This window comes from Treponema sp. UBA7567, from assembly GCF_002476655.1.
Taxonomy (GTDB): domain Bacteria; phylum Spirochaetota; class Spirochaetia; order Treponematales; family Treponemataceae; genus Treponema_D.
Genome location: NZ_DLLH01000077.1, coordinates 1 through 12,810, shown reverse-complemented (window position 1 = coordinate 12,810; position 12,810 = coordinate 1). Strand labels below are relative to the sequence as shown.

Sequence of the window (12,810 nt, the reverse complement as noted above, 5' to 3'; positions counted from 1 at the left end):
ACGGATAAAGTCAGCCGCGTATTTTCTCCATACAAAAACAAGAAGTCTTGCAAATGCATAAAGAGGAATATATAGAAGAATTCCGCACAAAAAACTTCCCATTACGACAGTATTGTTGAATTTTGTGAACGCGACAAAAGGAATTTCGATAAGACGCTCAAAAAAAGTCGCAAGCGAAGGAAGCGTCAAAAACCAGTACCCGATGCTGTCAAAAAGACCGTCAAAAGCAGGTGAAACAGCAGAGCCAAGCAAAATCATTAAAAGATAAGAAGGTTTATTTATCCTTACAAAAAGAATAAAAACCAGGACCAAATACCATAAAAGGTTATTCTTTGGCATAAGACCAAGAATTGCGCCGCAGGCAAAGGCATGGGCGATTTCGCCAGGATTTACATTGCCGTTAAAAGCCTTTAAAAGTTTTATAAGTTTATTTAACATGCTTTCATTTTACCACAACAGTTTAAAATGTTACAATTAAATAAAAANNTAAAAAGAATAAAAATCAGGACTTTTATGAAAAATTCTACTTTTATAATTGCAGAAATCGGAACGGCGCACGGCGGAAATTTTGAAAAAGCCGTAAAGCTTATGGACGCGGCGGTTGAAGCCGGATCGGACGCCGTAAAATTTCAATGGGTTTATGCTGACGAAATTTTGCATCCAAACACAGGTTTTGTAGAGCTTCCCGGCGGAAAAGTGCGGCTTTACGACCGTTTTAAGGCTCTCGAAGTAAAAAGCGAATTTTTCAAAAAATGCAGTGATTACGCCCGTTCAAAAAATGTAAAATTTATCTGCTCGCCTTTTGGACTAAAATCTCTTGAAGAACTTTTAAAAATTGAGCCGGACTATGTAAAAATTGCAAGCCCGGAGCTAAACCATTTTCCGCTTTTAAAAGCGCTTGCAGAATACCGCGGCGAACAGAAAAAAAACGGCAAAAAAGCAGTTCCTGTAATAATTTCGAGCGGAGTTTCCGAACTAAAAGACATTCAAAACGCGATTGGTATTTTGGGAACTGAGCAAATTACACTTTTGCACTGCATAACTTTTTATCCGGCTCCCGAAGATGAATACAACCTGCGCGTAATAAAAAATCTCAGCAAAAAATTTGGAATCGGCTGCGGAGTCAGCGACCATTCCCTCGATCCTGTTCTGGTTCCCTGCCTTGCGGTAAGCCAGGGCGCAAAAATGATTGAAAAACACATAACCTTAAGCAAAGAAACCGACGGACTTGACGATCCTGTGGCGCTTACAGCGGAACAATTCGGATTTATGTGCCACACAGTCCACCAAAGCGATGCGGTTCTGAGGCATTACGGAGCTGAACAAGGAGAAATGGAAATAATCAGGCAGATGGGCGAAACTTACGGAAAAGAGCGCGTCGAAAAAATTTTGGGAAGCGGAAAAAAGGAACTTGCTCCTTCCGAAAAACAAAACTACGGACGCACAAACCGGAGCCTGCACTTTATAAACGACATGAAAGCTGGAGAAAAAATAAAAAACGGGGATGTCGCGGTTTTGCGGACAGAAAAGGTTCTAACGCCTGGAATAAGCCCGAAGTTTCTTGAAGAAATTACCGGAAAAACGCTCAAACACGAAGTAAAAGCCGGCTCTGGCGTCAATTTTGAAGATTTTGCTGAATAAAGGCTTAAAAAAAGAAAACGAAACGACAAAAAGGTGCGGACAAAAAAAATATTTATGAAGGGACAAATTCTAGCCCGTGCCGGAACAGCGCGCAAGCGTCCGCAAAGCGGATGAAGCGGCAGCGCAACTGTGCAGGGACGGTCGCAGGCAGGAAATGCGCTCCAATTTTTTTGTTTGTATAAAGTGCTTTTTTTTTGTATCATATTGAATTATGGCTAGTTTAATTCAACCGCGCGTGCTTAAAGGCTTCCGCGACATTTTACCGGAAAACGAAATTGAACGTTCCGGACTTATGGAAAAAATTACAAAGGTTTACCGCTCATACGGTTTTGTTCCTATCGACACTCCAGTTCTCGAATATTCTGAAATTCTTTTGAGAAAATCCAACGGCGAAACAGAAAAACAGGTTTTTAGATTTTTGGACAACGGAAAACGTGATGTTGCCCTGCGTTTTGATCTGACTGTTCCTTTTGCGCGTTTTACCGCAGAACACGAGAGCGAGCTTTATTTTCCTTTTAAAAGATACCATCTTTCAAAAGTCTGGCGAGGCGAAAAACCACAGGCTGGACGTTACCGCGAATTTATACAGTGCGACATTGACACAGTAGGCTCGGATTCGGCTGCGGCTGATTTTGAAATTCTGAGCATTATGCGTGCGGCGCTTGCGGAAATCGGAGTAAAAGACATTACAATTCACGTAAATCACCGCGGGATTTTTAACCGTTTTCTTGAAAAACTCGGAGCTGCAGAAAAATCAGAAGACATTTTGCGTTCAGTTGACAAGCTTGCAAAGGTCGGAAAAGAAGAAGTAAAAAAAGAGCTGGTTGAATATACTCTGTCCGAAGAAAAAGCAGAGCAGATTTTGACATATATTTCCGGCTCTAACGACTTTGACTCGACTTTGAGCATGATTGAGCAGATGGCAGGCGGAGAAGACAGCGACAGCCAGAGAATGCGCGATATTTACAATATGATGAAGGCGGCAGGAATAGAAGCAACTTACGTTCTGGATCCTTCGATTACGCGCGGACTTGATTATTATACCGGCGTTGTTTACGAAACTTTCTTAAACGAACTTCCGTCAATCGGCTCTGTATGTTCTGGAGGACGCTACGACAACCTTGCAGGCCTTTACACAAAAACAAAACTTCCGGGCGTAGGAGCTTCGATCGGGCTCGACCGTCTTCTTGCAGGTCTTGAGCAGCTTGGAAAAACAGGCAAAAAAGGAAGCTATCTCGATGTGGAAATCTACTGCATGGACAAATCGCTTGCCGTTCACTATCAGGGAATTGCAGAAAAATTGCGCCAAAAAGGAATCAACGTAGAAGTTTTTCCGGAAGCGAAAAAAATGGCGCAGCAATATGCGGTAACAGATGCAAAGACAGTTCCATGGGGAATTTTAATCGGAACAAACGAAGCCGAAAAAAATGTTTTGACCTTAAAAAAACTTGCCACACGTGAGCAGTTTGAAAATTTGACGGTTGAGCAGGCGACGGAAAAAATTCTTTCAGAAAAATAGTCTTGAATAATTTTATCTGCCAACAAAAAAAAACATATCAGGAGGAGAAAAAATGGGATTTTTAAAAGATAAGGTAGCAATTATAACAGGCGGCGGAAAAGCAGTTTTGAGCGACGGAACTTGCGGCTCAATCGGATACGGAATCGCCACAGCATACGCAAAAGAAGGCGCAAACCTTGTGATTACAGGACGCAACCTTCAAAAATTAAACGATGCAAAATCCGACCTTGAATCAAAATACGGAATAAAAGTTCTTGCCGTGCAGGCAGATGTAAACGCAGGAGCAGACAATGAAGCGGTTGTAAACGACGTTGTAAAGCAGGCTGTTGAAAAATTCGGCAGAATTGACGTGCTTATAAACAATGCCCAGGCCTCGGCTTCCGGAGTTCCGCTTGCCGAGCACACAACAGACCAGTTCAACCTGGCTCTTTATTCCGGACTGTACGCGGCATTTTACTACATGAAAGCCTGCTATCCATATTTAAAGGAAACAAAAGGAACAGTAATCAATTTTGCTTCCGGCGCGGGATTATTCGGAAACTACGGACAGTGCGCATATGCCGCCGCAAAGGAAGGAATCCGCGGACTTTCGCGCGTTGCCGCAACAGAATGGGCGCCAGACGGAATCAACGTGAACATAGTCTGCCCTCTTGCCTGGACAGCCCAGCTCGAAAAATTCCAGGAATCATACCCGGACGCATTCAAGGCAAATGTAAAAACTCCTCCAATGGGACACTTTGGCGACGTAGAAAAAGAAATCGGCCGCGCTTGCGTACAGCTTGCCTCGCCAGACTTTAAATATATGAGCGGCGAGACAATCACACTTGAAGGCGGAATGGGCCTAAGACCATAAACACAAAAAAAGGGGAAGCCTCCCCTTGCGGCCGCACTGCGTTGCGCCCTATCCCCTCTGCGGGGACACCCCGCAACTCCCCGACAAGTTTGTCCGCCAGGTCGCAGGTGGTACATTCAATCTGATATTCAAAGTCGGTCATAATAAATTCTAATTCAAAACAACAGCATCATCAAAGCAATTCTTGAAGATTAAAAACTTGTCATTTTCGTCGAGTGAAAAATAATTTCTGAATCCAAGTTCCGCATTATATCTTTTTATCACAGAGCGAAACATTTCTCTTTCATTTTTTATAAGAATATTTCTGGAAAGCTGCGCAAACCATTTTGAAATTTCAAAAACATGCTCTGGCAATCCTCTGCTTCCAGAACGCTCATACAATTCTGCAATCTCAGCATCATTCAGTTTTGAATAGATTCTTAAAGATTCTTCTGAATCAGAAAAAAGATAATATCTCCACCATTGTGTCCCAAGATAATTTCTTCTTTCTGAGTAAAAATGTTCTTTTGAATTTCCCCAACGCCAAAACACGACATCAGGCAATAATTGCAAATTTAAAAACTGCCACATAGGAAGTGTTGCAGCGACAGAAGGTGTAATTTTCATTTTTTCATAAATTAAGCTTCCAAGCTCTTTATCAAATTTCAGTTTTAAGGAGTTGTCAATATTATGATTAATATCACCGAAACCGTATTTTCTAGCAAGAGCAATTACATTCTGCCGCAATAAATCAAGCTCCTCATATAAAACCATATCTCCGACACCGGGCGGAACAAGCTTGTTTTCACTTAATGCTTCAAAAACAAAACGGCTGTTTTCTAATTTTTCGTATATTTTTTCCGGCTCATCATCAATTACCGGATAAACTCTGATTATATCTTCGTCATTCATCTTATTCATCTCCAAAAACATATTCCTGAATTGCCGTATACAGAGAATTTCTTTGCTCTTCGCCTTGATTTATCATTTCCTTCAGGGAAGTCAAATCTTTTTCAGGAAAATATTTCTCTTTTACTTCATTCAGAATTTTTGAATAAACAGCGCGTAAAGTAAAAGAATTCTCTTCAAACGACTCTGAAAGCTCATCAAGTCCGTGTTCCTTATCAAGAGCATCAAAAACAATAGTTCTATACACATCAAACATAATCATTTTCAACAGATAATTTGCGGCAACATCATTCTCTAAATCTGAATTTATCTTTTTAAAAAGCGGATGTTCTATATTAAAAAATAAAGTGTATGTCGCATTAAAATTGCTGTCCAAATCAATATATTTTTTGCGGAGATAATACAAAGCTTTTTTTGCAATTCCAGAACGCTCCTTAAAAGAAACTGCTTTTACAGGAAAAAGAGCTTGACCGCCTTCAAGATACAAAAGTTCAGAAGTTCTGAATATAACAGCTCCTTTTTCTGTTGCAAATTCTGTTTTTTCAACAAATTTATCTTCAGACGAGATTGCCAGAACCAAAGAAATTTCTGTGTCGCCCGCAATTTTAGTTCCTGGAACAATGCAAGAAAAATTATATTCTTTCACGCTTTCATTTCTTTTATTTTCATACTTTTGAACAAATGCGCAGCCTTGCAGTGAAGTCCCGTTTCGTCCAGACAAAGAGTTCCATACAATATAGAATGAAGCTTCTGCATTTCTAGAAATAAAAGAGTCAAGCTCTTTTGCTGAAACATATATATTGCAGTTTATTTGCAAATCCGCATTTTTCTTCCAGGATTTTATTTCGTGCGACAAAGGTATTGAACGCCCGTAAATCTGCCATTCAGCCTGAATTATTCCAGATTCCGGAGAAACTGTCTTATAGGTATATATTTTATTGTACATCAACTTCCTCCCAGTCAATTTTCAAATCAAATGAACAGTCTTTTTGGCATTTTATTTTAAAATAGCAAGTTTCCGGGAGTTTAAATATCTTTGGAAGTCTTGAATCTGTCATAGAGAGAGTTCCGTCTTTATCTTTTTTATATGTTCCGGAAAACTTTAGGTAAGTTCCATTATCCTCAAAACTGNNTCCAGCATCCAAAGTTTCTATTTTGGGAACTATATTATTTATCTTGACAGCCTTATCCGTTAAAACATTTATCTTGTATTGAACATAAACATATTTTTCGTTTGTTTTTGAATCGATTTCAATATATGAATTTCCAGTTTTAGTAATTGACGACTTTTTGTTTGATGCCTTTGCTTCTGCTTGAACAGCTGGTTTCAAAGTTTTCTTGGCTCCGCCAACTGGCAATTTATATGGAAGAAGCTTTGCGCCTAAAGTGCGTTGAATCATAACTGAAATATTTGCCGCAGAATCATCAATTTCTTCAAAAGCGCAATTCGACCTTACAAGCAGGTCAATTTTGTTTTCTACAGTTTTCAGATAATTGTGAGGAAACATATCATTTTTATGTTCCCAGCGTGTATGAGTCTGGTTTTCTATTCCCCGAAAATACCGATCTATTTCGCCCTCTGTTTCTCCATTAGAACAAGACTTCGTGTCACAGGCAAAAACTCCAAAACACGTTTCATTAAGGTTCTCTGGTCCGATGTTATACTTTCCATAATAAACAATATTTCCAATCCCCCTCATAAAAGCGACAAGCGGCTGTGAAGTCCTTAAAATTGGCATCAATTCTTCATATTTACTTTTTTTAGGCGAAGTCTTTTCGATGCAGGCAATTCCAAGCTTTACGCTAGGACGTTCCTGGGAAATTTCAATGCTTCTTTTTCCGTCTGCTTTTATCTCTTTCTTTTTTATCGCATTAAGTCTTCTGTAAGCGTTTATAAAATGCTTATAAGGATATATTTCATTTGGATTATCAAGCTCTATCTTTTCATTTTTATAGGCAATATCAAAAATAACTTTTTTCGCAATTATTTTGTTCCAGTACCAATGGACTAAATACTGAGGAATGTCGTATCTGAATATATCATCGATTGTTTTTTCGTTGCCATTTTCGTATTGAGGAAAAAGCCGGGGACGTGCATTTAAAATAAGGATTTTTGTTCCTGTCTGCATTTCGTTAAAGACATTCATGCCGATTGCTTCGGCAATTTCATCTGCAAGTTTTCCTAAAACAGGCGACGCATAAACGCCGCTTTCGTTATCGCTTTGCTTTTTCTCTCCCCACCAGCATCTGTTATCTATTCTTTCATCCATCGAAACAGCGATAAGCCTAGACTGATAATTCGATGCGCTTTCAGATTTTATTCTTGTGTAAATAATTATTGTCCTGGCTTGCGAGTACAAAAAGAACGCCGCTTTTCCAAATCCGTACGAACCTCCGTCATTTGAATAAAGCGATTTGTCATTTCCTGTAAAATAGACAAAATTTGCAAAATTCTGATTTTTCTTTTTCTCTGTAATTCCAGGAAATCCTATCAGGCCAGTAGTATTGGTATCGCTTATCTCAATATTTAGGGAAGATGTTTTTATATATTTCTGTACATTTTTGGCATAGTACGATTCTGAATTTTCTGAATCAAACAGCTTTTGTATGAAAACCATTTGGTCTGAAGAGAAACTGAAAGCCCGAATTGAAAAATTCAAAGGCAAATATTTAGATACAACCTTTCCTGTTTTTTCATCAAATTTTTTTTCTTTTAGCCGGCTGTCAAAAGAATTTTGAACAGCTTCTCTTAATAAGATTTCTGTATCAGTTAAAGAAGAACCATTTAAAGTCTTGGACGCTCCGCTTGCATTTATAGTTCCCATTCCTCGTCTGAACGGCACTTCATCAAACTTAAAGTCTATCATTCTCCACTCCATCCAATGAAATTGTCATATATGTATTGAATTCAATATTCTTATCTTTTGGAAAAACAAGCGTTATCCCGATAACGTCTTCTGCCGCATCCAATGGCAGTCTGCCAGTCTGATTTGATTTTGGCTTACTGTCTTTATCAATCGGATATATGAGCAAAAGCCCAGGCTCAGCGATTCCTTTTTCTTCAAAATATTTATGGCGCTGAAGAAACATTTTTAAAGGCCTGAATTCATCTTTTTCAGAATCAGGAATATCTGTATCAACAAGCATATTCTGCGGCTGGCCCAAAACTTTTATATTTGCTATTGAATCATTTTTGCTTTTAGGATCCAGGCGGCTGCGGTTAACAAGATGGACTTTTAGCTTTGAGCAAATCTGATATTCTCGGCCCGTTTTGTTTTGAATTATTGAGACATTCCAGTTTTGCAAAAAATTTTTGGAATTGATTTTTTCAAGATATTTCAAGATTAAATTTTTTCGGCAAGCATTGTTGGATTCACAAATTTTATAATTTTCAATAAACTGCCGAATTTTAGAAATTGGAATATTCGAATAAATAACACTCCCATTTTTTTCTACTGGAGCTTGAGCTATTCCGTCAAGAAATTCTCTTGTGGCAATCTGATTATGCAAAAGCCATTCTTTATTTGTGCGCTCAAAGAATAAAGTCGATGGTCTTTGACCAGCATAATTTATGCCGGTAATTCTTGCATTCTGCATTGCCAATTTTCTTGTAATTTGAAGAAGAGGAAGAACTCGTATTCTTGGAGCTATCTCATCAGGAGTAAGGCCATTGCCATAATCTGTAAACTGTTCCTGTAACTCGTCTTCCACATCGGCAAGCAAAGAAAAATTTTTTGCTATTTGTTCTGTTGTCCAGATTCTTGGCAAATCTTCATAGCCAATTCTATATCCAAACCAGCGCCCCATTTGCAGCAATGTGTCATATAATTTTGATGTTCTGTAAAAATAGCTTACGATAAGACCTTCAAGTGTAAGACCGCGCGAAAGAGTATTTCCGCCAATTACAATATAAACCTTGCTTTCATCATCAGGATAATGAAGCCTCTCATCCCAAGCTATAGAACTATTGTCAACTACGGTTTCGATTTTATCTGCGGCTTCTAAAATAAAGTTTTTCAGCCGGTTAAAATCAGGGACTTTGTATTTTTCTTTATCTTCTTCGGAATAATTAAAAAGCTGTTTTACAGTTTCAAATGAAACTCTGTCTTTTTCAGAATTCCAAACTTTCTCCATATAACTAAAAAAGTCAGATGGATTTTGTTTTATATTCTCTATAAAAAGCTCAACAGATTTGTTCACAACAGCATGCGTGGAAATTTTTAAATCCACATGGATAAGCATTGAAGAGTGCTTGTTGCTGAAACCACGATAGTATTTGCATGCTGTGGCTAAAATAAAGTAAAATATTGCATTCTTTAATGATTCAGGAACATCTGCATAGTCATTAGACTTTGGATTTATCTCTTCTGTTTCCACAAAATTCACAACATCAAGCAACGGCTCGGGATTATCAGGATCATCATTTGACGAGCCAAACAATTTTCGCGCGCTATAATATTTAGGACTTATAGACAAAGGATAAATAAAGTCTTCTGGATACAGACTGTCTTTTCCAGGCTTTTCATTAAGGACATTTGCAAATGGAGTTGCTGTAAATCCTACATAACAATACTTTTCAAAAATATTTAATATGTCTGTAATCAACGAATTGATAGAGCTTCTTTTTCCTGTTGCAAAACCGTCATTATCAAACTGCTTTGCAACATTCATAGAAGCGTTGTCACATTCATCATCAATGACAAGAACTGTTTCATTTTTCCAAAATGTATCGTTATTTATATTCTGTAAATACTCTTTTAGGCGGCGAAGAACATGAGGATTTTTTTTGAATACAACAAGAACTGGATTGCTGCCGTTTATTTTTCCTTCTATGCAGACATCATCTTTTCCCAATTTGTCAGAACTGTCCGTAAGCAAGTCCCAGCCGCCCATTTTATCAATTCCTAAATCTTTTCTAAACCGGCTTTGAGTCTGATTTCTTAGAGAATTTGTTATTCCTGAAAAAACAATGAAAAACCTGCATCCGCAAGACGCATACATTGAAATAATTGAAGACATCTGGGCAGTCTTTCCAGACTGGACATGACCGTAAACCAATCCTTTTCTTGTTGCATCTTCCTTTGAAGTGTCGAATCTCCGCGGATTTGAAAGCTGGTTTATGATTTCAATTGACTGCCGTTTATTTATTTCAAGACGATTTTTATCCCAGTTCTCAGATTTCATCTGCTGCTCAAAATGGTTCCAGTATTTTGAGTCATACAGTTCAGAAAAAGAAAACCAGCGTTCGTGTTTTGCTGAAATTCCATGAAAATCAGTTTTTAATTCAATTACTCTTCTTGCCTCTAAAATCCATTTTTCTTTTAAGTTTATAAAATCTTCAGGATAATTTTCCTTAAATTCTCTAGCGTTATCCAAAACAATGAGTAAGCTTTTGTCAATAGATTCCCAAGATTCTTCAGGGCGTCTTAATTTCCAGGCCACTATTTCCTGAATTAAATTCTCTTCTTGATGTTTTTCAAAATCATTCATTCTCACTTCGTCTCCGGACATCTATTTTGAAATTTTCTGAATCGTTTTTTGTAATAATCACGCTGTCAAAGCCAAAGAGATTGAGTTTTTCCATTGTCAAAAGCTCGCCTTCTTTAAGGTGAAGAACATCCCGCAAAAGCCATTTTCCTAATTCTTTATTCGGATTTGACATAAGCGCTTTTCCGCCGTCCTGACAGATTTTTGCAGACATTGAAGAACCGTTTGGAAGATGAAGTGTAAATGGAGTATCACGCGGAGGGAAAAAAGCTGGAAAATCATGGTGAATAGAAAGAGGAATCGGGATATAAATCTCATTTGCATCCCGTGCTCTGCCGCCTGCGTTCCATTGGTTCAGACCAGATTTTAAAGGAACTTCTTTTAGTCTTTCTGAATAAAGCGGCAGATATACATAGTCAATTCCAAACCTTAATTGCTTTTTGAAGCTTGCGACTTGCTCGTGGATTACTTTATGAATATTGTAAATATCTGTGTATTTGCCTTCATAATCCTCTGTGTCAATAAGTTTCCGAAGAAGCTCATAAGGATCTTGGATAATAGAAACTGAAATTTCTTGTTTTTCTTTGGAATCTTCAGGAACTTCAAAATGCTTGAACAAAGTACTTTTTGAATAATTAAAATTATAGAACTCTTTTCCGTCATCAAATTGAAGCGATTTTTCCGTGTCTTTTATTACATGAATTTTTTCTGTATTTAAAAGAGGATAGGAAGAGTTAAAAACTGTAAGGCCATTCTCAACCCGGCCGATAATGTGATAGCAGCCATCTGAAATGCCATAAAGCCGCTGCCCTAGCATCATTCTTTCATTGCGTGCGACTGCAAGCTGATAGGCTAAATCATATCCTTTATATTTTTTCAATTCTGAACTTATTGAATTAAATTCTGCGACCTTTTCTGTGCTTGCATTATTTGCCAAAGTAAAAGTTTTTATTCCGACTCCAAACGAGCCATTTTTTGCATCGTAAGCTGTATCTGAGCGCGAAAGATTTTCCGCTTTATAATACTTACAGAAAAGATTTTCAGTAACCCTGTAATGCAAGAATGGAATTGAGCTGTCGCTAAAAAGATTTGAAAGGCGCGCCATAAGTTCAAGCAAGGAAAAATACTCCTTATTTTGTTTCCATTCATCCACAAAATTCATCTCTCATTCTCCCTTACAAATTGAATTACATTTCTTGCGACGCGTTCTATAAGCGGTTCGGTTACGCTGTTTCCTACCTGTTTGTATTTTTTGCTTTGCGCAATGGAGTTTGGAAACCGAAATGGATTTTTTATATCAACTGGAAACCCTTGAAAACCAAGACATTCTTCAGGCGTTAATTTTCTGATTCCTTTTGAAGTTCTAACAATCGGAACATTGTGTCCGCCCTCGCCCATATTCGCTGTCAAAGTCGGGCAAACTCCGCTTTTATTTTCGCGGATATAAACTCTTCGCCACTGATAAACCGTGTTCGGGTTTACAATCACATCTTTCATTTTTTCGTAATAGAGATGGTTTTCTTTGTAAAAAAGATTTTCCGTTTCAACAGAATCATCTATCACATCATGAATATTTTTTGTAAGCTCAATTTTTTCTGGAAACGGAAATTCAAACTGTCCGCTACGAAAATACCGCTCAGGAATTCCAACTTGATTCGGGTCAAAGCCGACTATAAAAATTCGCTCGCGGTTCTGAGGAACATTCGCATATTCACACGGATTCATGATTTTTGAGTCAACGATATAACCAAGCCGATTTTTCAGAACGTCCATTATCTTTGCAAAAGTCCGCCCTTCGTCATGCGACTTCAAGTTTTTTACATTCTCAAGATAAAATGCCTTTGGACGATGTTTCTCCAAAATATCCGCAACATCAAAAAACAAAGTTCCGCGGACATCATCAAACCCTTTTTGATACCCGGCAATTGAAAAAGACTGGCACGGAAAGCCTGCACACAGCACATCGAATTTTTGTGGAATCAAATCTTTCGTTTCCGGTTTTGTAATATCGCCAAACGGAACTTCTCCATAGTTTTCAAAATAAGTCTGCTTTGCGGCATCGTCCCACTCTGAAGAAAAAACGCACTGACCGCCGCAGGACTGCATAGCAAGCCTAAATCCGCCGATACCAGCGAATAAATCAACAAAAGTAAAAGCCGGATTTTTTGGTGTACCAAACGGAACATCAAGTTTTGCATTGAAATCATCTGTTTCTGGAAACTTTGAAACATCAAGTCCGTTTTGCTCAAGAATTTTTCTGTATTTTTCACCAGCAATGGAATCTTGAAGCTGGATATAATGACTTAAAAGCGCGTAGTTTTCATCAAAACTTTTTTCGCCAATATATTTGTCTAAAAATGTGTAGTTGGCTTTTGATTTTTTCCGATGTGTATTCTGTCCCGAAAAAGGTTCGTTTTTCGGG

General features: G+C 38.1%; 9 protein-coding genes. 3 read left to right on the top strand and 6 right to left on the bottom strand.

The window, feature by feature from the left end; genetic code table 11:
- On the bottom strand, window positions 1-438 hold a 438-nt coding region (locus B3Y13_RS09545), incomplete at its 3' end, for a TIGR03546 family protein (RefSeq protein ID WP_296694199.1).
- Between the two features lie 75 nt (window positions 439-513).
- Between B3Y13_RS09545 and B3Y13_RS09540 the strand changes: the two genes are divergently transcribed.
- The 3 genes from B3Y13_RS09540 (at window position 514) to B3Y13_RS09530 (ending at window position 4,013) form a co-directional block, all read left to right on the top strand.
- Window positions 514-1,641: an N-acetylneuraminate synthase family protein gene (locus B3Y13_RS09540; RefSeq protein WP_296694196.1), complete on the top strand. Its 1,128-nt coding sequence runs from the start codon at window positions 514-516 to the stop codon at window positions 1,639-1,641.
- A 211-nt stretch (window positions 1,642-1,852) separates the two neighbouring features.
- Window positions 1,853-3,160, top strand: a complete 1,308-nt coding sequence (gene hisS, locus B3Y13_RS09535; RefSeq protein ID WP_296694194.1) for a histidine--tRNA ligase — start codon at window positions 1,853-1,855, stop codon at window positions 3,158-3,160.
- A gap of 52 nt (window positions 3,161-3,212) precedes the next feature.
- Window positions 3,213-4,013: an SDR family NAD(P)-dependent oxidoreductase gene (locus B3Y13_RS09530; RefSeq protein WP_296667073.1), complete on the top strand. Its 801-nt coding sequence runs from the start codon at window positions 3,213-3,215 to the stop codon at window positions 4,011-4,013.
- A 150-nt stretch (window positions 4,014-4,163) separates the two neighbouring features.
- Here the strand turns inward: B3Y13_RS09530 and B3Y13_RS09525 are convergent, their stop codons facing one another.
- The 5 genes from B3Y13_RS09525 to dcm form a co-directional block, all read right to left on the bottom strand.
- Window positions 4,164-4,904 carry a hypothetical protein gene (locus B3Y13_RS09525; protein WP_296694191.1) on the bottom strand — a complete coding sequence of 247 codons (741 nt, stop codon included), beginning with the start codon at window positions 4,902-4,904 and terminating at the stop codon, window positions 4,164-4,166.
- Between the two features lies 1 nt (window position 4,905).
- Window positions 4,906-5,847: a hypothetical protein gene (locus B3Y13_RS09520; protein ID WP_296667068.1), complete on the bottom strand. Its 942-nt coding sequence runs from the start codon at window positions 5,845-5,847 to the stop codon at window positions 4,906-4,908.
- 1,907 nt (window positions 5,848-7,754) lie between these two features.
- Window positions 7,755-10,391, bottom strand: a complete 2,637-nt coding sequence (locus tag B3Y13_RS09515; RefSeq protein ID WP_296694189.1) for a Z1 domain-containing protein — start codon at window positions 10,389-10,391, stop codon at window positions 7,755-7,757.
- Window positions 10,384-11,550 (bottom strand): restriction endonuclease PLD domain-containing protein, encoded by a 1,167-nt coding sequence (locus B3Y13_RS09510; RefSeq protein ID WP_296667059.1) that lies wholly within the window; start codon window positions 11,548-11,550, stop codon window positions 10,384-10,386. The genes B3Y13_RS09515 and B3Y13_RS09510 overlap by 8 nt, the downstream gene beginning before the upstream one ends.
- A partial coding sequence (gene dcm / locus B3Y13_RS09505; RefSeq protein ID WP_296694187.1) for a DNA (cytosine-5-)-methyltransferase occupies window positions 11,547-12,810 on the bottom strand: 1,264 nt, incomplete at its 5' end. The genes dcm and B3Y13_RS09510, both read right to left, overlap by 4 nt.

Bases quoted from the DNA above. Each gene is read 5' to 3' on its own strand.
- B3Y13_RS09530 (WP_296667073.1), top strand. From the start codon at position 3,213: ATGGGATTTTTAAAAGATAAGGTAGCAATTATAACAGGCGGCGGAAAA.
- B3Y13_RS09540 (WP_296694196.1), top strand. From the start codon at position 514: ATGAAAAATTCTACTTTTATAATTGCAGAAATCGGAACGGCGCACGGC.
- hisS (WP_296694194.1), top strand. From the start codon at position 1,853: ATGGCTAGTTTAATTCAACCGCGCGTGCTTAAAGGCTTCCGCGACATT.
- B3Y13_RS09525 (WP_296694191.1), bottom strand. From the start codon at position 4,904: ATGAATGACGAAGATATAATCAGAGTTTATCCGGTAATTGATGATGAG.
- B3Y13_RS09520 (WP_296667068.1), bottom strand. From the start codon at position 5,847: ATGTACAATAAAATATATACCTATAAGACAGTTTCTCCGGAATCTGGA.
- B3Y13_RS09515 (WP_296694189.1), bottom strand. From the start codon at position 10,391: ATGAATGATTTTGAAAAACATCAAGAAGAGAATTTAATTCAGGAAATA.
- B3Y13_RS09510 (WP_296667059.1), bottom strand. From the start codon at position 11,550: ATGAATTTTGTGGATGAATGGAAACAAAATAAGGAGTATTTTTCCTTG.